The organism is Citrobacter sp. wls710 (genome assembly GCF_005281115.1).
In the GTDB taxonomy this organism is placed as follows: Bacteria; Pseudomonadota; Gammaproteobacteria; order Enterobacterales; family Enterobacteriaceae; genus Citrobacter; species Citrobacter werkmanii.
Genome location: NZ_SZXD01000024.1, coordinates 140662 through 161753 on the forward strand (window position 1 = coordinate 140662; position 21092 = coordinate 161753).

Here is a 21092-nt window from a genome sequence, read left to right on the forward strand (position 1 = left end):
AATGAAACAGGAGCTGTATGAACTATCGTATTATTCCGGTCACTGCATTTGCCCAGAACTGCTCGTTAATCTGGTGTGAGCAGACACGTCTGGCCGCGCTGGTCGATCCCGGCGGCGATGCCGAGAAAATCAAACAGGAAGTGGATGCCAGCGGTCTGACGCTTATGCAGATCCTGCTTACCCATGGTCATCTTGACCACGTAGGGGCGGCGGCAGAACTGGCACAGCATTATGGTGTACCGGTTATTGGCCCGGAAAAAGAAGATGAGTTCTGGTTACAGGGGTTGCCTGCTCAGAGCCGGATGTTTGGCCTGGGAGATTGTGAGCCGCTGACGCCCGATCGCTGGTTAAATGAAGGCGATCGGGTAAGCGTGGGTAATGTCACATTACAGGTGCTCCATTGTCCCGGTCACACGCCAGGGCATGTGGTCTTCTTTGATGAGCAGTCAAAGTTACTGATTTCGGGTGACGTGATTTTCAAAGGCGGCGTAGGACGCAGCGACTTCCCGCGCGGCGATCACAGCCAATTGATTGATTCAATTAAACGTAAACTGTTGCCGTTGGGCGATGACGTGACGTTTATTCCGGGCCACGGTCCACTTTCTACGCTGGGTCACGAACGGTTGCATAACCCGTTCCTGCAGGATGAAATGCCTGTCTGGTAAAAGCGCAGATAAATAAAAAGGCCGCGATTGCGGCCTTTTTTATGCACTATTGATTACAGTACTGCGACAATCGCTTCGCACAGCGGCGCCATGTTATCTGGCGTCATTCCGGCTACGTTTACACGTCCGGAAGCGACGGCATAGACACCAAACTCTTCACGCAGACGCAGAACCTGCTCTTTAGTCAGGCCGCTGAATGAGAACATGCCGTTCTGTTTAATGATAAAGCTGAAGTCGCGGCTGGCACCTTTCTCCTGCAGCGTATTCACGAACAGTAAACGCATGCGCTGAATGCGTTGGCGCATATCAGTCAGCTCTTGTTCCCAGATGGCGCGCAGCGCGTCGTTGCTCAGAATCGTAGCGACTACGGATGCGCCGTGTGCCGGCGGGTTGGAATAGTTAGCACGAATGGCTGATTTCATCTGGCTAAACGCGCGGTCAACGGTTTCAGCATCGGCTGCAACCAACGTACAGGCGCCTACGCGCTCATTGTACAAACCAAAGTTCTTGGAGTAGGAGCTGGCGACGATCAGCTCTTTGTGCAGTGCCGCGAATGCGCGCAGACCTTCCGCATCTTCTTCCAGACCACGGGCAAAACCCTGGTAGGCGAAGTCAAACAGCGGCAACCAACCTTTATCGACGGAAAGCTGAGCCAGCGTTTGCCACTGCTCCAGCGTAGGATCGATACCGGTTGGGTTATGGCAGCAGCCGTGGAATAACACCACGTCGCCTGCCTGCGCTTCGCTGAGGCTTGCCAGCATCGCATCAAAGTCTAATGAATGGTTTGCCGCATCGTAATAATTATATTCACGAACTTCCAGACCGGCAGAGTTAAAGACGCTCTTATGGTTCGGCCAGCTCGGGTTGCTTACCCAAACGCGTTTAGCCGAGGTGTTTTTTGCCAGGAAATCAGCTGCTACACGCAGTGCGCCAGTGCCGCCTGGGGTCTGTGCCGTACGTGCGCGTTTGTCGTTGATAAGCGAACTCTCTTTGCCAAACAGTAATTCCTGAGTGCAACGACCAAACTCTGGAATACCGTCAATGCCAAGGTAGTTTTTGGTGGTTTCATTTTCCAGTATATATTGCTCGGCTTTTTTAACGCTGGTCAGTACCGGCGTTTTGCCTGTCTCATCTTTATATACACCGATCCCGAGGTTTATTTTTCCTGGGCGGTCATCGGCACGAAACAAATCAGCCAGACCCAAAATGGGGTCGGCAGGAGCGGCGGTAATGTTCTCAAACATGACGAGGTTCCATAGTGATTACAGAAGAGAAGTCCGCTATCAGGTTAACGGTAGATTTACAAAATGCCAACCGTTACTGACGAAAAGCTGAGGTGTTTTTTTAAGACGCAAGAATCCGCTAGCAGAGATAAAAAAACAGGACCGAAGTCCTGTTTTTTAGGCATTTAACAAAGAGGTCTGCTATTAGAACTGGTAAACGATACCCACTGCAACGGTGTCGTCAGAGCCTACGCCCAGTTTGTTGTCAGAATCGATCTGGTTGATGATGTAATCAACATAGGTGGACATGTTTTTGTTGAAGTAGTAAGTCGCACCCACTTCGAAGTAGTTCACCAGATCTACGTCACCGATACCTTCAATGTCCTTACCTTTAGATTTGGTATAGGCGAGGGACGGACGCAGGCCGAAGTCGAACTGATACTGGGCAACCAACAGCACGTCTTCAGTTTTGTTAGCATAACCGTTAGCGATACGGGTTGCGTTGTGGGTTTCGCTGTAGTTCGCCGCCAGGTAGATGTTGTTCGCATCGTACTTAACGCCGGTCGCCCACTGCTCAGCTTTGTCGCCATGACCGCGCAGAGCTGGGTTTTGTTGAGCATCGGTACGGTCAGCCGCACCATAAGCACCTACGATACCGAAGCCGTCGAATTCGTAGCTGATAGAACCGCCAACGCCATCGCCGTTAGAGCGACGAACGTCATCACGCTCGTTTTTGCCCAGGTACTGAACGGCGAAGTTCAGGCCTTCAACCAGACCGAAGAAGTTGGAGTTACGATAGGTTGCGAGACCGCCGTTACGTTGGGAGAAGAACTGGTCAGAAGCAGCGGTATCACCACCGAATTCTGGCAGCATATCGGTGTAACCCAGTGCATCGTATACGACGCCGTAGTTACGACCGTAGTCGAAGGAGCCTGCATCGCCGAATTTCAGACCGGCAAACGCCAGACGAGTTTTGTTACCGTCCTGCGCGTTTGAGCCTTCAGCATTGTTGCCGGCAAAGTTGTATTCCCACTGGCCGTAGCCGGTCAGTTGGTCGTTAATCTGAGTTTCCCCTTTGAAACCAAGACGGGCGTATGTCTGATCGCCGTTAGCAGCGTAGGCATTTTCACCGTTGTGCTTGGAAAAATAGTGCAGACCTACGGCTTTACCGTAGATATCTACTTTGTTGCCATCTTTGTTATAAACTTCTGCAGCGTTAGCTGCCCCGGCTACCAGCAGAGCAGGGATAACCACTGCCAGAATATTGCGCTTCATCATTATTTATTACCCTCATCGGTTTTTATATGACACCTGCCACTGCCGCCAATAAATTCCGTCAATTAAAATTTACGGAACTATTGATGAGAGTTTGGTGTCTTTATGTGTCTGACAGGCATCTTTCCATTCAAACTACCGTTTCGCTACTCTCAAAGTGCTACAAATATAAAGATTTAGTTTCAAAAAGAAAAAATATGTAACAAGATGTTATTTTTGTGCAACTTTGTGAACAACTTCAAAGTTCAGATGTCTGCGCGCTAAAAATCGCCGCCGTTATTTCTATTTATATGATTTTCTTATGTTTAATTTTGCTAAGACCGCTTTTTCTCTGCTGTGACTAAAAGGACTGATTTTACCGAAGGCAATTTATGGACATCTGGATTGCTATGTGAAAGGTTAAAAAATGTACTATTTAATCAGAAAATGCTAATCCACAATAAAATTGCTGATTATTTTTTGTGCAAATGTGTTGCGGTGAAATATTACGTAACAGGAAGAGGGGAATCGAAGGGTTGTATTTAACGTGTGATGGGGATCCCTGTTACGTGGAGCGGTTACAAAAAAGGCCAGCAATGAATGCTGGCCTTTGAATTAAAAATTCAGCTTTAGAAGCTGGCGTTACGCGGAGTACGTGGGAACGGAATGACATCACGGACGTTCTGCACGCCAGTAACGTAGGCAATCAGACGCTCGAAGCCTAAGCCGAAGCCGGAATGCGGAACAGTACCGTAGCGGCGCAGGTCGCGATACCACCAGTAATCTTCTTTGTTCAGACCCATCTCCAGCATACGGGCATCCAGCACGTCCAGACGCTCTTCACGCTGAGAACCACCGATGATTTCACCGATTCCCGGGGCCAGTACGTCCATTGCCGCAACGGTTTTACCGTCTTCGTTAAGGCGCATATAAAACGCTTTAATATCTTTCGGATAGTTTTTAACCACGACTGGCGCTTTGAAGTGCTCTTCAGCAAGATAACGTTCGTGCTCGGAAGAGAGATCCACACCCCAGTAAACCGGGTTTTCAAACTGTTTGCCGCATTTTTCGAGAATGCTTACCGCGTCGGTGTAGTCCACCTGCGCGAAGTCGGCGTCAATGAAACGTTCCAGGCGTGAAATCGCATCTTTGTCGACACGTTCAGCGAAGAATTTCATATCATCCGCGCGCTCTGCCAGTACGGCCTTGAAAGCATACTTCAGCATGGCTTCAGCGAGGCCTGCCACGTCGTCCAGGTTGGCGAAAGCCACTTCTGGCTCCAGCATCCAGAACTCCGCCAGGTGACGGCTGGTGTTAGAGTTTTCTGCACGGAACGTCGGGCCAAAGGTATAAATTTTGGACAGGGCGCAGGCGTAGGTTTCGCCGTTCAACTGACCAGAAACGGTCAGGAAGGCTTCTTTACCGAAGAAGTCTTTATCGAAATCAACTTTTCCCTGATCGTTACGCGGCAGGTTTTCCAGATCCAGCGTAGAAACGCGGAACATTTCACCCGCACCTTCCGTATCGGAAGCTGTAATCAGCGGCGTGGATACCCAAAAGAAACCCTGCTCGTGGAAAAAACGATGCAGCGCTTGCGCCAGCGTATGACGTACACGCGCTACCGCACCAATCATGTTGGTACGCGGACGCATATGCGCGACTTCACGCAGATACTCAATGCTGTGACGCTTGGCCGCCATTGGATAAGTGTCAGGATCTTCAACCCAGCCCGCGACTTCAACCTCAGTGGCCTGAATTTCAAAGCTCTGTCCCTGTCCAGGCGACGCAACGACTTTACCCGTTACGATAACTGAACAGCCCGTTGTCAGGCGCAATACGTCCTGATTGTAATTGGGCAGAGAATTATTGATGACGGCCTGTACAGGATCAAAGCAGGAACCGTCATAAACGGCGAGGAAGGAGATGCCAGCTTTTGAATCTCGGCGGGTACGCACCCATCCGCGCACGGTGACTTCGCTGTCAACGGCTACGCGGCCCTGGAGTACGTCGGCTACAGGCACAACGCTCATAATATTCTCTCTGTTAATAGTCGGATATATAAACACATGTCCACCCGTAATGGGGGGGATACCTATGTTACCTGGCATCTGCAATCAGACAAGCAGAATTCGTTGCTGGAGTGAAAGATTTCGGAAATAAACGCGAAAAGGGAGCCGATGTGGCTCCCTGTGAGGATTAACTGGCTTTTTTAATATGCGGCAAATCGAAAGCTTTGCGCAACGCACGAACAAACGCTTTATCGTGGCAGATGGTTTTGCCGGGGCTGTCAGATAACTTCGCCACCGGTTTACCGTTACACTCCACCAGCTTGATAACAATATTGAGCGGCTTAACCTGCGGAATATCACACGTTAGCCGTGTACCAATGCCAAAACTCAACTGTACGCGAGAAGAGAAGTGGCGGTAGAGCTCAATCGCTTTTTTCAGATCGAGGTTATCTGAGAACACCAGCGTTTTGCTCAGCGGATCAATCCCCAGTTTTTCATAATGGGCAATGGCTTTTTCACCCCATTCTACCGGATCGCCTGAGTCGTGACGTAAGCCCTGGTAACGGGTCGCAAACTCGACGCCAAAGTCGCGTAAAAACGCGTCCATGGTGATGCAGTCGGTCAGTGCAATCCCGAGTTGGTCAGGATATTCATTTAACCATGCGGCCAGCGCAACACGCTGGCTGGTGGCAAGCTCTGGGCTGATTTGCTGATGAGCCTGGAACCACTCATGCGCCTGTGTACCCATCGGGGTTAATGACAGACGGCGGGCGAGATCGTAGTTGCTGGTGCCGACAAACCAGGATTCTTGCTGCAAGCGTTTAACAATGGCCTGCTGTACTTCGCGTGAAAAACGACGGCGCGTACCGAAATCCATCAGATGGAAGCGGGACATATCGACATCTTTCGTTAAAGCAGAGAATTCGACTAGTTTGCTTTCCAGCTCATTGAGTGCCTGTGGAACGCCTGATTCGGGCGAACGGTAACGGTGCACCAGTTCGCTGATAACTGCCAGCAGCGGGACTTCCCACATGATCACTTCACGCCATGGACCGGTTAAGCGGATGTTCAGCTTACCGTTATCGTTGGTGACGCAAACTTGTTCCGGCTTATAACGGAAATCGCGTAACCAGGCGAGGTAATCAGCTTTAAAGAAAGGCAGGCCGGAGAGCCACTGGTACTCGTCCTCCTGCAGCCGCAGGTGCTGCATAGCATTCACCTGCTCACGAATAGCATCAGCGTAAATACCGAGCAGGTCATCGCCACGGCAACGAAATTCAGCCGCTACTTGTACATCATAGTAGTGGTGAAAAACGGCTTGCTGCATATGCAACTTATAAGCGTCTGTATCCAGCAGCGAGTGCAGAACAGGAGAAGCGAATTGTGTCATAGGTGCGCAGTAGCATCCTCTCACGGGAGCGTTTAGTACAATAAACAACTAAGAAAACCGCTGGAGTATACCCTGTTTAGCGATTTATTGAACCCCGATCACACCATAAGCTCTCTTTCTGGTCGAGGGCAATTCGTGCCACGTGTTATGAAAATGTAGCAAAAAGGGTGTTTGTGCCTGAAAAGATGAACATTCTGCGTAGCGCGATTTACGCAACAGGAATAGACTGAAGCCGAGACTCTACCAAAGATGCTAAAGGTTTTTTTATGACACAACAGCCACAAGCCAAATACCGTCACGACTATCGTGCGCCGGATTACCAGATTACTGATATTGACTTGACCTTTGACCTGGATGCTGAAAAAACCGTGGTCACCGCAGTGAGCCAGGCTGTCCGTCATGGTGCGTCCGATGCGCCCCTGCGGCTGAATGGCGAAGATCTGACCCTGGTGTCAATCCACGTGAACGACGAACCGTGGACAGCGTATAAAGAAGAAGAGGGCGCTCTGGTTATCAGTCAGCTGCCGGAACGTTTTACGCTGCAGATCGTGAATGAGATTAGTCCGGCGGCCAATACCGCGCTGGAAGGACTGTATAAGTCCGGCGATGCGCTGTGCACCCAGTGTGAAGCGGAAGGGTTCCGCCATATTACCTGGTATCTCGACAGACCCGATGTTCTAGCGCGTTTTACCACCAAAATTATCGCCGATAAAACCCAATATCCGTTCCTGCTCTCTAACGGCAACCGCGTGGCGCAGGGTGAACTGGAAAACGGTCGGCACTGGGTGCAGTGGCAGGATCCGTTCCCGAAACCGTGCTATCTGTTTGCGCTGGTAGCCGGTGATTTCGATGTCCTGCGTGACACCTTTACCACCCGCTCAGGACGAGAAGTGGCGCTGGAACTGTACGTCGATCGCGGCAATCTGGACCGTGCGCCGTGGGCAATGACCTCGCTGAAAAACTCCATGAAATGGGATGAGGAGCGTTTCGGCCTCGAGTATGACCTCGACATCTATATGATTGTCGCCGTTGATTTCTTCAATATGGGCGCGATGGAGAATAAAGGTCTGAACATCTTTAACTCCAAATATGTGCTGGCCCGCACCGATACGGCCACCGACAAAGACTATCTCGATATTGAACGCGTTATTGGTCACGAATATTTCCATAACTGGACCGGCAACCGTGTGACCTGTCGCGACTGGTTCCAGTTGAGTCTGAAAGAGGGTTTAACCGTGTTCCGCGATCAGGAGTTCAGTTCCGATCTCGGCTCACGCGCGGTAAACCGTATCAGCAATGTACGTACCATGCGCGGCTTACAGTTTGCCGAAGACGCCAGTCCGATGGCGCACCCTATCCGCCCGGATATGGTCATCGAAATGAACAACTTCTATACCCTGACCGTGTACGAAAAGGGCGCTGAAGTCATTCGTATGATCCACACTCTGCTGGGTGAGGCTAACTTCCAGAAAGGGATGCAGCTGTACTTTGAGCGTCATGACGGCAGCGCTGCTACCTGTGATGATTTTGTGCAGGCGATGGAAGATGCGTCCAACGTCGACCTCTCACATTTCCGTCGCTGGTACAGTCAGTCCGGTACGCCGATTCTGACCGTGCGTGATGACTACAATCCGTCAACGGAACAATACACGCTGACCATCAGTCAGCGTACGCCAGCCACGCCGGATCAGGCCGAGAAACAACCGCTGCATATTCCTTTCGCCCTCGAGTTGTATGACAACGAAGGGAAAGTGATCCCGCTACAAAAAGGCGGGCATCCGGTGAATGCGGTGCTCAACGTGACCCAGGCAGAACAGACGTTTGTCTTTGATAACGTCTACTTCCAGCCGGTTCCGGCACTGCTGTGCGAATTCTCCGCACCGGTAAAACTGGAATACAAATGGAGCGATCAGCAACTAACCTTCCTGATGCGTCATGCGCGTAACGATTTCTCGCGTTGGGATGCGGCGCAAAGTCTGCTGGCGACCTATATTAAGCTCAACGTTGCCCGTCATCAGCAGGGACAGCCGCTGTCGCTGCCGGTACATGTGGCCGATGCATTCCGCGCGATTTTGCTCGATGAGAAAATCGATCCGGCGCTGGCGGCAGAAATCCTGACGTTGCCTTCGGTGAATGAAATTGCCGAACTGTTCGACATCATTGATCCCGTGGCGATAACGGAGGTTCGCGAAGCATTGACCCGCACTCTGGCGGCTGAACTGGCGGATGAATTCCTCGCCATCTATAACGCTAATCATCTTGACGAGTACCGCGTTGAGCATGCTGATATTGGCAAACGTACGCTGCGCAATGCCTGCCTGCGCTTCCTGGCCTTTGGCGAAACCCATCTGGCTGACACGCTGGTCAGCAAGCAGTACCGTGAAGCGAACAATATGACTGACGCCCTGGCGGCGCTGTCCGCTGCTGTGGCGGCGCAACTGCCATGCCGCGACGCATTGATGCAGGAGTATGACGATAAGTGGCATCATGACGGTCTGGTGATGGATAAATGGTTTATCCTGCAATCCACCAGCCCGGCGAGAAACGTGCTGGAAACGGTACGCGGTCTGCTGAAGCATCGTTCCTTCAGTATGAGTAATCCGAACCGCATCCGTTCGCTGATTGGTGCTTTTGCGGGCAGCAACCCGGCGGCTTTCCATGCGGAAGATGGCAGCGGTTATCAGTTCCTGGTCGACATGCTGACTGAACTGAACAGCCGCAATCCGCAGGTGGCGTCACGTCTGATTGAGCCGTTGATTCGTTTAAAACGTTATGATGCCAAACGTCAGGCGAAGATGCGTGCGGCGCTGGAACAGTTGAAAGGCCTCGAGAATCTCTCCGGCGATCTGTTTGAGAAGATTGACAAAGCGTTAGCCTGAAACGTTGACCTGTAGTTTAGTAGGCCGGATAAGGCGGTAACGCCGCCATCCGGCAAAAGGCCCGGTAAGCGCTACCGGGCCTTGTTTTCTGAGTGTTTATCCATGTCGACGGATCGGTTGTTCCGTCTCGCCGCGTTTCATAACCCGGTTCAACACTTCCGCTTCCAGCTCGGCTAACCGCACCGATCCCAAACGGCGGGGGCGCTGAATATCCACCGTCAGATCCAGCCCGATTTTGCCATCTTCGATCAACAGCACGCGGTCTGCCATCGCGACGGCCTCACTGACATCGTGCGTCACCAGCAGCACCGTAAAGCCGTGATCCTGCCACAGCGAGACGATCAGATCCTGCATCTCAAGACGGGTTAACGCATCCAGCGCGCCGAGCGGTTCATCCAGTAACAACAGACCAGGGCGGTGAATTAATGCCCGCGCCAGGGCCACGCGCTGTTTTTGCCCGCCAGACAGGGCGGCAGGCCACTCCTGTGCCCGGTTTTCCAGGCCAACAGCGGCCAACGCATTACGGGCCGCATCGCGCCATTGACCTTTCAGCCCCAGACCAACGTTATCGATAACCGTTTTCCATGGCAGCAGACGCGCATCCTGAAACATCATGCGTGTATCATCCTGAATCTCTGCCAGTGGGGTGGTTCCGGCAAGTAATGCGCCTGAAGTGGGCGATTCCAGCCCAGCCAGCAGGCGCAGCAAGGTGCTTTTGCCACCGCCGCTGCGGCCCACTACGGCAACAAATTGCCCTGCCGGAATATGCAGATCTAATTGATTCAGCACCGTATTGGCAGCGTATTGTTTGGTCACGGCGCTCAGCAAAAGCGGCGTACCCTGATTCAAGCGAGCGGTATTCATACAGTAGCCTCCTTCACATGGTAAGCCGGGTTCCAGCGCAGCCAGATCCGCTCCAGCAGTTGGGCGCTGACATCGGCAAGTTTGCCGAGCAGGGCGTAGAGAATGATGGCCACTACCACCACGTCGGTTTGCAGAAATTCTCGGGCATTCATCGCCAGATAACCAATGCCGGCATTGGCTGAAATAGTCTCCGCAACAATCAGCGTCAGCCACATCAGGCCGAGAGCAAAACGTACGCCAACCATAATCGAGGGCAGGGCGCCGGGGAGGATCACATGGATAAACAGTGAAAAGCCGGACAACCCATAGCTGCGCGCCATCTCCACCAGGCCGCGATCGATATTGCGGATCCCGTGCCAGGTGTTGATGTAAATCGGGAACAGCGTGCCCAGGGCGACGAGAAAGATTTTGGCGGATTCATCAATGCCGAACCACAAAATCACCAGCGGGATCAGCGCCAGATGGGGGACGTTACGCAGCATCTGTACCGACGTATCCAGCAGGCGTTCCCCCCAGCGTGAAAGACCGCTAATGAGTCCCAGCATCAAACCTAACGATCCACCGATCGAGAATCCGATCAGCGCGCGCCAGGAGCTGATCGCCAGATGCTGCCAAAGCTCGCCGCTGGCGGAGAGCGTCCAGAAGGCTTCGACCACGCCCTCCGGGGAGGGCAGGATGCGGGTGGATAGCCAGCCCATTGACGAGGCTATCTGCCAGAGCACCACCAGACTTACCGGCAAAAACCAGGGTGCAAGGCGCAATAACCACCTGTTTTTCGGTGTTGTCATCAGCGTGCTCCTTAGCTTTGCGCGACCTTACGAGGAATAAATTCGTTAGCCACCGCTTCGCCTTGTTGGTGCAGACGCTGTGGCTGTGGAATTTCAGGGATCGATACATCCAGATGCGGGAACAGTAGCTCGCCAACTTTGTACGCCTCTTCCAGATGCGGATACCCCGACAGCACAAAGCTGTCGATACCCAGCGCGGCATACTCGTTGATACGCGCCGCGACGGTAGGACCGTCACCGACCAGCGCGGTCCCGGCGCCGCCACGCACCAGTCCAACGCCAGCCCACAGGTTTGGGCTAATCTCCAGTTTGTCGCGTTTACCGTTATGCAGCGCGGCCATCCGCTGCTGGCCAACCGAATCCGTTCTTGAGAAGGCGGCCTGAGCTTTGGCAATCGTGTCGTCATCAAGATGAGAAATCAGACGTTCCGCTGCCTGCCACGCCTCATCAGTCGTCTCCCGCACGATCACATGCAAACGAATACCGAAGCGGATCTTACGTCCAAGCGCTGTCGCTTTGGCCCGCACTTGCTCAATCTTCTCTTTCACCTGTTCAGGCGGCTCGCCCCAGGTCAGATAGAGATCAACCTGCTCGGCAGCCAGGTCTTGCGCGACATCGGAAGAACCGCCGAAATAAAGTGGCGGCCAGGGTTGTTGTACGGGAGGAAAAAACAGCTTCGCGCCGCGGACGTGCATATGTTTGCCGTTGAAATCGACAGTTTCCCCCTGTAACAGCCGACGCCAGATCTGGGTGAATTCAGCAGAAGCTTCATAGCGCTCGGTATGATCAAGAAACACGCCGTCGCCAGCCAGCTCCTGTGGATCGCTACCGGTCACCAGGTTAAACAGCGCCCGGCCGTTAGAGAGTCTGTCGAGCGTTGCTGCCTGGCGCGCGGCAACCGTTGGCGATGTTACGCTTGGACGCAGCGCGACCAAAAACTTGAGCCGCTGGGTAACGGGGATCATCGAGGCGGCTACCAGCCAGGCATCTTCACAGGAGCGACCGGTTGGGATCAACACGCCGGTAAATCCCAGACGATCGGCGGCCTGTGCGATTTGCTGCAGATAGCCGTGATCGACCGGACGCGAGCCTTCTTCCGTTCCCAGATAATGACCGTCGCCGTGGGTAGGTAAAAACCAGAACATGTTCAGACTCATAATTTTGCTCCTGTCTGCTGAGTGGGTTGCCAGATACGCTGGCGAATATCGATTTTTTTCGGCACCAGACGATTGTCATAAAACAGATCGGCGGTTTGTTGTTGCAGAGCGGCAACAGAGGCGCTGACGGGCGAGATGGTCGTTGGCGGCCGGTGATCAAGATAAGACGCAATCACCGGCTCTGGCAGCCCCATGGTTTTGGCCAGCAGGGTAATACTTTGTTGGCGCTGGCTGAGGGTTAACGCATCGGCCTGGCTAAAGGTATCCAGCACACTAAGCACAAATGCCCCATTTTTCTCGGCATAAGGACGCGCGGCGAGATAAAAGGAGCCGGTCTGTTTGAGATCTGAGCCGTCTTTTAGCACGCGCACATCACCCTGCAGCAACGCGGCGGAATAGTAAGGATCCCAGATAGCCCACGCATCAACGTTACCTTGCTGGAAGGCTGCTCTGGCATCTGCGGGTGTCAGATATGTTGGTTGAATATCGGTAAATTTCAGCCCGGCCTGTTGTAAGGCTCGCAGCAGTAAATTGTGGGCGCTGGAACCTTTCTGGAAGGCGACTTTATGCCCTTTGAGCTGCGCCACGCTCTGGATCGGGCTGTTTTTGGGCACCAGAATCACTTCGGCTTTTGGTTTGGGCGGCTCGACGCCAACGTAAACCAGATCGGCTCCAGCGGCCTGGGCGAAAATCGGTGGAATGTCACCGGTACTGCCGAGATCAATACTGCCAATATTGAGTGCTTCCAGCATTTGCGGCCCTGCCGGGAACTCAATCCACGAGATTTTGGTCTGTGGGTAGCGTTTCTCCAGTAGCTGATGGCTTTTAGCCAGCACCATGCTGACGCTCCCTTTCTGGTAGCCTATGCGCAGCGCGTCTGGTGCAGACTCTGCGGCATGGGCGAGCGTTGAAAGTGACAGCAATCCGGTCAACGCCAGCCAAGGCGTGTGACGTTTGAGCAGATTAAGCATGGGCGGCACCTCGCAGAGCATTCAATTGAGGGAGTTGGACGTCGCGACGATGCAACGCCAGCCAGAAGGTGTCGAGCGCATTGTCCAGACGCAGTTGCAGGTTGGGCGTAAACTGCGGTTTATGTTGATAATCAATCACCTGTGAATCATCAGCAAAAACACCGTGCAGGATTTCCTGGGCTTTTAACGCGCTCAGCACCGGCTTAAGTGCGTAATCAACGGCCAGTAAATGCGCAACGGTACCGCCTGTTGCCAGTGGCAAAACCACTTTGCCTTCCAGTGCGCGTTCGGGAAGCAGGTCAAGCAACGTTTTCAACGCACCGGAGTAAGCTGCTTTGTAGACTGGTGTTGCCACAATCAATCCGTCGGCGTCGTGTAGTTGTTCGACAAAGGTTTTCAGCGCCGGGCTGTCGAAGCGCGCATAAATCAGGTCTTCTGGGGCAAAGTTGTGCAGATTCCAGTGACAGACTTCGACATCCTGGCTGTTCAGTTTTTCTCGGGCGTATTCCAGTAACGCGCTGGAGCGAGAGGGGAAGCGTGGGCTTCCCGCCAGAGTAATGACGCGCATAATTTCAATCTCCCCTTATAACCAATTGTTCGCTTTTATTTAACATTGATAACAATTTGTGCAGTCTGGCAGAGAGATTTTGTTTATCGAAATGATTTATACGGCATAGAAAAGTTGAAAAATAAATATACCCGTCATACTTCAAGTTGCATGTGCGTTGGCTTTCCTCGCTCACCCCAGTCACGTACTGGTGTACGCTCCTGGGGATTTGCTGCGTCGCCGCCTTCCTGCAACTCGAATTATTTAGGGTGTAAAAAGCAGGAGCGAGGAAAACGATTGCTATTTATTGCCGCAGGTCAATTCCCTTTTTGCTCGCGATCGCACATAATACGCCCCCGGTTTGCACACCGGGAATCCAGGAGAGTTCATGTACTACCCCTTCGTTCGTAAAGCCCTTTTCCAGCTCGATCCTGAGCGCGCTCATGAATTGACATTCCAGCAGTTACGTCGCATTACCGGCACGCCGCTCGAAGCGCTTGTCCGCCAGAAAGTACCCGCAAAACCGGTTACCTGTATGGGGCTGACGTTTAAAAATCCGCTCGGGCTTGCTGCCGGACTGGATAAAGACGGGGAGTGCATTGATGCGCTCGGTGCGATGGGATTCGGTTCAATTGAGATTGGTACCGTGACGCCACGTCCCCAGCCCGGGAACGATAAACCACGTCTGTTCCGTCTGGTGGATGCGGAAGGTTTGATCAACCGCATGGGATTCAATAACCTGGGTGTTGATAACCTGGTAGAGAACGTTAAGAAATCACATTTTGACGGCATTCTCGGCATTAATATTGGTAAGAATAAAGATACTCCGGTAGAAAACGGCAAAGATGACTATCTGATTTGTATGGAAAAAGTCTATGCTTATGCCGGTTATATCGCGATTAATATCTCTTCACCGAATACGCCGGGATTACGCACGCTGCAATACGGTGAAGCGCTGGACGATCTGCTAACGGCAATTAAAAATAAGCAAAACGATCTGCAAGCGATCCACCATAAATATGTTCCGGTGGCCGTAAAGATCGCGCCGGATCTTTCCGTCGAAGAACTGATCCAGGTCGCCGACAGTTTAGTTCGTCATAATATTGATGGCGTAATTGCAACTAACACCACTCTCGATCGTTCTCTCGTACAGGGAATGAAAAATTGCGATCAAATGGGTGGGTTGAGCGGTCGTCCGTTACAATTAAAAAGTACAGAAATTATTCGCCAGTTGTCTCAGGAATTAAATGGTCAGTTGCCGATTATTGGTGTTGGCGGTATCGACTCGGTCATCGCCGCGCGTGAGAAAATAGCCGCTGGCGCTACCCTGGTACAGATTTATTCGGGCTTTATTTTTAAAGGTCCACCATTGATTAAAGAAATCGTCAGCAATATCTGAATGCTACCTTAATCACAATCCAGGGCTTTATTTCTAGCCCTGGTTGTTTTATATTCCTTTACTGTTGCTTATTTAAACATTCTGAGCTTTTATTATTAGGGCAATAAACGAAGCGGCAAAAGGATACTGTCGTAATGGCGATGATTAAGGAAAGGAGAGAAACTGATGCGAATTAAACCCGACGATAACTGGCGCTGGTATTATGATGAAGAGCACGATCGTATGATGCTCGATTTAGCCAATGGTATGTTATTCCGTTCGCGTTTTGCTCGTAAAATGCTCACTCCTGATGCATTTTCTCCTTCCGGATTTTGCGTTGATGACGCCGCGCTTTATTTTTCCTTTGAAGAAAAATGCCGCTACCTGGATTTAGCGAAAGAACAAAAAGCGGAACTGGTGCTCAATGCGCTGGTGGCTATTCGTTATCTTAAGCCGCAGATGCCAAAAAGCTGGCACTTTGTCGCCCACGGCATTAACTGGACGCCAGTGGTAGGGGACGCTGCCTGTGTCGATTTAAGCGATACCGATGAGCAGGTAAACCTGTTAGTGGTTGAACCGGGTGAAAACGCCGCGCTTTGTCTGCTGGCACAACCGGGCGTGGTGATTGCCGGGCGCACCATGCAGCTTGGCGACGCAATTAAAATCATGAATGACAGACTGAAACCGCAGACCATGGTTGACAGTTTCAGCCTTGAGCAGGCGGTTTAACTTTCCAGCCTGATTGCCGTTTTGGGCACACAACTACAGCACAGAATCGTCCCGTCATCTCCCATCGCTGATTTTTTCAGCGGGCTCACTTCGCCTTCTACCAGCCGAATTCGACAGCATCCGCAAATTCCCGCCCGACATGAGTAGGGAACTCGGATACCCTGGTTTTCCAGCTGTTCAAGCAATACCTGCTGATTATTTCCGCGAAAGGTCTGTCCCTGCCACTCGATAAGCACCGTGGCATCGGGTTGTTGCACCGGGGCAGTATCATCGGTTTCTGCCGCGCCATATACTCTGGCCGGACCGGTGGACAGAATTTCAACCTCGTCGCCGACGCGAATCACGCCACTGTTACGCGCAATGAGATTCTGACCAAAATCGACATCGCCGTTATCCGTTGCAGTGCGAAAGCTTTGCAGCGTGGCCAGCGGTTCGCCGGACGGATGCTTCTGACCTTTCTCAGGGCTGACGGTAGTGAAAATGCAGCGGCTACAAGGTTTAGCCACGTCAAAAATAACCTCGCCAATGCGGATCACTTTCCAGGTATCTTCTTCCCAGGCGGCAGCACCTGAAACCACCAGATTGGGGCGGAACTGTTCCATTTTTACGCTTGCCGGGCAGCGCTGCTGCAAATCGCGCAATGACGCTTCGTTAGTTAAAAGGTAGGGATAACCATCGGCAAAGGATAAAGGAACATCATCGCGGCGCTTCACACGGCGCGTCAGCTGCGGACCAACCCAGCGAAGCTGCACGTCACGGGAGAAAAAACCGCTCAGCCACTGGTTGATAGCCGCTGGCGCAATACGCGCGGTAAAATGGTTGCCCCACACTTCTGTCGGCGCATCCTGCAGGGCGAAGTCGGCAAATCGCACAAGCGCGCTGCTGCCGTCTGGCGCCGTAAGATGCAATCCATCGTGGAAAGGGGAAGGGGTAAAACGCACCATCTGTGGGAACTGTCGGGCGGTAATGAACGTCCCGTCGGGTTCGGTAATCATAAAAATGCGATCAAAGGCGAGACCACTAACATCTGCCAGAGCGTGGGTAAGCCCAATACCGCGCATTGATTTAACCGGATGAATAAAAAGTCGGGTTAACGTGACCACTGTACAGCCCCTCGAGCGAAAATAAGCCTTCAACTTTATGACATACCGCCCATATTAGCTATAATGCGCAGCAATTTTCTCGGAGTAAAAGTGACATTATGAATTCTCTGTTTGCCAGTACGGCCCGCGGGCTGGAAGAGCTGTTAAAAACTGAACTGGAAAACCTCGGCGCGCTGGAGTGTCAGGTCGTTCAGGGTGGGGTCCATTTTAAGGGCGACACGCGGCTTGTTTACCAGAGCCTGATGTGGAGCCGCCTGGCCTCGCGCATTATCCTGCCGATGGGAGAGTGCAAGGTCTACAGCGATCTTGATCTGTACCTCGGTGTTCAGGCAATCGACTGGACAGAGATATTTAATCCGGGCGCTACATTTGCGGTGCATTTTAGTGGCCTGAACGAAACTATTCGTAATAGTCAGTACGGGGCGCTGAAGGTGAAGGATGCGATTGTCGACGCCTTTACCCGTAAAAATCTGCCGCGTCCGAATGTGGATCGTGAATCTCCGGATCTGCGCATCAACGTGTGGCTGAATAAAGATACCGCCAGTATTGCGCTCGATCTGAGCGGTGATGGCCTGCATCAGCGTGGGTATCGCGATCGCGCAGGTCAGGCGCCGATTAAAGAAACGCTGGCTGCCGCCATTGTGATGCGTTCAGGTTGGCAACCGGGCACGCCGTTACTCGATCCGATGTGTGGCTCCGGTACGCTGCTGATTGAAGCGGCGATGTGGGCAACCGATCGTGCGCCAGGTCTGCACCGTGGATATTGGGGGTTCAGTGGTTGGGCGCAGCACGATGACGCTGTGTGGCAAGAGGTTAAAGCCGAAGCGCAGGTGCGCGCGCGTAAGGGTCTCGCAGACTACACCTCGCACTTCTATGGATCTGACAGCGATGCTCGCGTAATTGAAAAAGCCCGCAGTAACGCCCGTCGCGCCGGAATTGCTGATCTGATGACGTTTGAAGTCAAAGATGTGGCCAAACTGAGCAACCCGTTACCGAAAGGTCCGTACGGGACGGTTATCAGCAACCCGCCATACGGCGAACGCCTGGATAGCGAACCGGCGCTGATTGCCTTGCACAGCCTGCTGGGGCGCACAATGAAAAACCAGTTTGGCGGCTGGAATCTGTCCCTGTTTAGCGCCTCGCCGGATTTGCTCAGCAGCCTGCAATTACGTGCCGATAAGCAGTTTAAAGCGAAAAATGGTCCGCTGGATTGCGTACAGAAGAACTATCACGTTGCAGAAACTAGCACCGACAGTAAGCCTGCTACGGTCGCAGAAGATTATGCCAATCGCCTGCGTAAGAATATTAAGAAGCTGGAAAAATGGGCGCGTCAGGAAGGTATTGAATGCTACCGCCTGTACGATGCCGACCTGCCGGAATACAACGTAGCAGTGGACCGTTACGGTGACTGGGTCGTGGTGCAGGAATACGCGCCGCCGAAAACGGTCGATGCGCAGAAAGCGCGTCAACGCCTGTTCGATATCATTGCCGCTACGCTCTCGGTACTGGAGATTGCCCCGAATAAACTGGTGCTGAAAACCCGTGAACGTCAAAAAGGTAAGAACCAGTATCAGAAGATGAATGAGAAGGGTGAATTCATTGAGGTAAGCGAGTACAACGCGCGTCTGTGGGTGAACCTGACTGACTATCTTGATACCGGTTTGTTCCTCGATCACCGCATTGCGCGTCGCATGTTGGGTCAGATGAGTAAAGGTAAGGATTTCCTCAATCTGTTCTCCTACACCGGTAGCGCCAGCGTTCATGCCGGACTGGGCGGCGCGCGGAGCACCACGACGGTTGATATGTCGCGTACCTACCTGGAATGGGCTGAACGCAACCTGCGTCTTAACGGCCTGAGCGGTCGCGCTCACCGTTTAATTCAGGCCGATTGTCTCGGCTGGCTGCGCGATGCCAATGAACAGTTCGATCTGATATTCATCGATCCGCCAACGTTCTCTAACTCTAAACGCATGGAAGACTCGTTTGATGTGCAGCGCGATCATCTGGCGCTGATGAAAGATCTAAAACGTCTGTTACGTAAAGACGGGACGATCATGTTCTCCAACAACAAACGTGGATTCCGTATGGATCTCGAGGGGCTGGCTGAACTGGGATTAAAAGCACAAGAAATTACCCAAAAAACGCTTTCCCAGGACTTTGCCCGTAACCGTCAGATCCACAATTGCTGGCTGATTACCGCAGCCTGAAAGGATAAGTAAATGTCATTGATCAGTATGCATGGTGCATGGCTATCGTTCAGCGATGCGCCACTTCTTGATAATGCGGAACTGCATATCGAGGATAACGAACGCGTCTGTCTGGTAGGCCGTAACGGCGCGGGTAAATCGACGCTGATGAAGATCCTGAACCGTGAACAGGGTCTTGACGACGGGCGTATTATTTATGAGCAGGATCTGGTCGTCGCGCGTCTGCAACAGGATCCGCCGCGTAACGTCGAGGGCAGCGTGTATGACTTCGTTGCCGAAGGTATTGAGGAACAGGCTGAATACCTGAAGCGTTACCACGATATTTCGCGCCTGGTAATGACCGATCCGAGCGACAGAAATCTGAATGAGATGGCGCGGGTTCAGGAAATGCTCGATCACCACAATCTGTGGCAGCTCGAAAGTCGCATTAATGAAGTGTTGGCGCAACTGGGGCTGGATCCTAACGCCGCGCTTTCGTCGCTGTCTGGTGGTTGGCTGCGTAAAGCGGCGCTGGGCCGTGCGTTGGTGAGTAATCCGCGCGTACTGCTGCTGGATGAACCGACGAACCACCTGGACATTGAAACAATCGACTGGCTGGAAGGGTTCCTGAAATCCTTCAACGGGACAATTATTTTCATTTCCCACGACCGTTCGTTTATTCGCAATATGGCGACGCGTATTGTCGATCTTGACCGCGGAAAGTTGGTTACCTATCCGGGGAACTACGATCAGTATCTGCTGGAGAAAGAAGAAGCGCTGCGGGTAGAAGAGTTACAAAACGCGGAGTTTGATCGCAAGCTGGCGCAGGAAGAAGTTTGGATCCGCCAGGGTATCAAAGCACGTCGTACCCGTAACGAAGGCCGTGTTCGCGCCCTGAAAGCGATGCGTCGCGAGCGCGGGGAGCGTCGCGAAGTGATGGGCACGGCGAAGATGCAGGTTGAAGAGGCGAGCCGTTCGGGCAAGATTGTCTTCGAAATGGAGAATGTGGATTATCAGGTTGATGGTAAGCAACTGGTAAAAGATTTCTCCGCGCAGGTGCAGCGCAGCGACAAAATTGCGTTAATTGGCCCTAACGGTTGCGGTAAGACGACGCTGCTCAAACTGATGCTAGGCCAACTGCAGGCAGACAGTGGACGCATTCATGTTGGGACCAAGCTGGAAGTGGCTTATTTCGATCAGCACCGTGCTGAACTGGATCCGGATAAAACCGTGATGGACAATCTGGCCGAAGGTAAGCAAGAGGTGATGGTTAACGGTAAACCACGCCATGTGTTGGGCTACCTGCAGGACTTCCTGTTCCATCCAAAACGGGCGATGACGCCAGTACGCGCGCTCTCCGGCGGAGAACGAAACCGCCTGTTGTTGGCGCGTTTGTTCCTGAAACCCAGTAATCTTTTAATTCTCGATGAACCAACGAACGATCTTGACGTCGAAACGCTGGAACTGCTTGAAGAGCTGATTGACAGCTATCAGGGCACCGTACTGCTGGTGAGCCATGACCGTCAGTTTGTGGATAATACCGTTACGGAATGCTGGATCTTCGAAGGCGGTGGTAAAATTGGTCGTTATGTCGGCGGTTACCATGACGCGCGCAGCCAGCAATCGCAGCATGTGGCGTTTAAACAGCCCGTTGTGAAAAAAACAGAGGAAGCTGTTGCTCCTAAAGCAGAAATTGTCAAACGTGGCACGAGCAAACTAAGCTATAAACTGCAGCGCGAACTGGAGCAGCTCCCCGCATTGCTTGAAGAACTGGAAGCTAAGCTGGAAACATTACAAGCTCAGGTTGCTGACGCCACTTTTTTCAGTCAGCCGCACGAGCAAACGCAACAGGTTTTAGCTAATCTGAACGAAGCGGAACAAGAACTTGAGCAAGCCTTTGAGCGCTGGGAGTATCTTGAATCTTTGAAGAATGGCGCATAATTTAAAGG

The 21092-nt window shown here is 52.4% G+C and carries 16 protein-coding genes; 6 read left to right on the forward strand and 10 right to left on the reverse strand.

Annotated features, from left to right (window positions below; translation table 11 throughout):
- Nucleotides 1-17 precede the first annotated feature (17 nt).
- Complete coding sequence (locus tag FDX14_RS07765; RefSeq protein ID WP_061381856.1) at nucleotides 18-665, forward strand: MBL fold metallo-hydrolase; 648 nt, start codon at nucleotides 18-20, stop codon at nucleotides 663-665.
- A gap of 53 nt (nucleotides 666-718) precedes the next feature.
- On the opposite strand, the gene aspC is transcribed toward FDX14_RS07765, so the two are convergent.
- From aspC to pncB, 4 genes are all read right to left on the reverse strand, one after another.
- Entirely contained in the window at nucleotides 719-1909 is a 1191-nt protein-coding gene (aspC, locus tag FDX14_RS07770) for an aspartate transaminase (RefSeq protein WP_042309427.1), read from the reverse strand.
- Nucleotides 1910-2092: 183 nt separating this feature from the next.
- Complete coding sequence (ompF, locus tag FDX14_RS07775) at nucleotides 2093-3166, reverse strand: porin OmpF (RefSeq protein WP_042309425.1); 1074 nt, start codon at nucleotides 3164-3166, stop codon at nucleotides 2093-2095.
- A gap of 605 nt (nucleotides 3167-3771) precedes the next feature.
- Nucleotides 3772-5172, reverse strand: coding sequence for an asparagine--tRNA ligase (gene asnS / locus FDX14_RS07780; RefSeq protein WP_038639361.1), 1401 nt, complete (start codon nucleotides 5170-5172; stop codon nucleotides 3772-3774).
- 166 nt (nucleotides 5173-5338) lie between these two features.
- On the reverse strand, nucleotides 5339-6541 hold the full coding sequence (gene pncB / locus FDX14_RS07785; RefSeq protein ID WP_042309421.1) for a nicotinate phosphoribosyltransferase: 1203 nt from the start codon (nucleotides 6539-6541) through the stop codon (nucleotides 5339-5341).
- Between the two features lie 266 nt (nucleotides 6542-6807).
- On the opposite strand from pncB, the gene pepN reads away from it, so the two are divergent.
- Complete coding sequence (gene pepN, locus FDX14_RS07790) at nucleotides 6808-9420, forward strand: aminopeptidase N (RefSeq protein ID WP_042309419.1); 2613 nt, start codon at nucleotides 6808-6810, stop codon at nucleotides 9418-9420.
- Between the two features lie 96 nt (nucleotides 9421-9516).
- Here pepN and ssuB read toward each other — a convergent pair whose 3' ends face one another.
- The 5 genes from ssuB to ssuE are packed head-to-tail and all read right to left on the reverse strand — an operon-like array spanning nucleotide 9517 to nucleotide 13768.
- On the reverse strand, nucleotides 9517-10284 hold the full coding sequence (gene ssuB, locus FDX14_RS07795; protein ID WP_042309417.1) for an aliphatic sulfonates ABC transporter ATP-binding protein: 768 nt from the start codon (nucleotides 10282-10284) through the stop codon (nucleotides 9517-9519).
- Nucleotides 10281-11072: an aliphatic sulfonate ABC transporter permease SsuC gene (ssuC, locus tag FDX14_RS07800; protein ID WP_137349308.1), complete on the reverse strand. Its 792-nt coding sequence runs from the start codon at nucleotides 11070-11072 to the stop codon at nucleotides 10281-10283. Before ssuC ends, ssuB begins: the two co-directional genes overlap by 4 nt.
- An 11-nt stretch (nucleotides 11073-11083) precedes the next feature.
- Nucleotides 11084-12229 (reverse strand): FMNH2-dependent alkanesulfonate monooxygenase, encoded by a 1146-nt coding sequence (ssuD, locus tag FDX14_RS07805; protein ID WP_061381852.1) that lies wholly within the window; start codon nucleotides 12227-12229, stop codon nucleotides 11084-11086.
- Nucleotides 12226-13200 (reverse strand): sulfonate ABC transporter substrate-binding protein, encoded by a 975-nt coding sequence (locus FDX14_RS07810; protein ID WP_042309412.1) that lies wholly within the window; start codon nucleotides 13198-13200, stop codon nucleotides 12226-12228. The genes ssuD and FDX14_RS07810 overlap by 4 nt, the downstream gene beginning before the upstream one ends.
- Nucleotides 13193-13768 (reverse strand): NADPH-dependent FMN reductase, encoded by a 576-nt coding sequence (gene ssuE / locus FDX14_RS07815; protein WP_042309410.1) that lies wholly within the window; start codon nucleotides 13766-13768, stop codon nucleotides 13193-13195. The genes FDX14_RS07810 and ssuE overlap by 8 nt, the downstream gene beginning before the upstream one ends.
- 367 nt (nucleotides 13769-14135) lie before the next feature.
- On the opposite strand from ssuE, the gene pyrD reads away from it, so the two are divergent.
- Nucleotides 14136-15146, forward strand: a complete 1011-nt coding sequence (gene pyrD, locus FDX14_RS07820) for a quinone-dependent dihydroorotate dehydrogenase (protein ID WP_061381849.1) — start codon at nucleotides 14136-14138, stop codon at nucleotides 15144-15146.
- Between the two features lie 165 nt (nucleotides 15147-15311).
- Nucleotides 15312-15854 carry a cell division protein ZapC gene (zapC, locus tag FDX14_RS07825; RefSeq protein WP_042314201.1) on the forward strand — a complete coding sequence of 181 codons (543 nt, stop codon included), beginning with the start codon at nucleotides 15312-15314 and terminating at the stop codon, nucleotides 15852-15854.
- Here the strand turns inward: zapC and FDX14_RS07830 are convergent.
- A complete protein-coding gene (locus FDX14_RS07830) occupies nucleotides 15851-16957 on the reverse strand; it encodes a YcbX family protein (protein ID WP_061381848.1) in 1107 nt (368 codons plus the stop codon). The genes zapC and FDX14_RS07830 overlap by 4 nt on opposite strands.
- Before the next feature lie 98 nt (nucleotides 16958-17055).
- On the opposite strand from FDX14_RS07830, the gene rlmKL reads away from it, so the two are divergent.
- Nucleotides 17056-19164 (forward strand): bifunctional 23S rRNA (guanine(2069)-N(7))-methyltransferase RlmK/23S rRNA (guanine(2445)-N(2))-methyltransferase RlmL, encoded by a 2109-nt coding sequence (gene rlmKL, locus FDX14_RS07835; RefSeq protein ID WP_061381847.1) that lies wholly within the window; start codon nucleotides 17056-17058, stop codon nucleotides 19162-19164.
- A gap of 12 nt (nucleotides 19165-19176) precedes the next feature.
- Entirely contained in the window at nucleotides 19177-21084 is a 1908-nt protein-coding gene (locus FDX14_RS07840) for an ABC transporter ATP-binding protein (protein ID WP_042314196.1), read from the forward strand.
- Nucleotides 21085-21092: the final 8 nt, after the last annotated feature.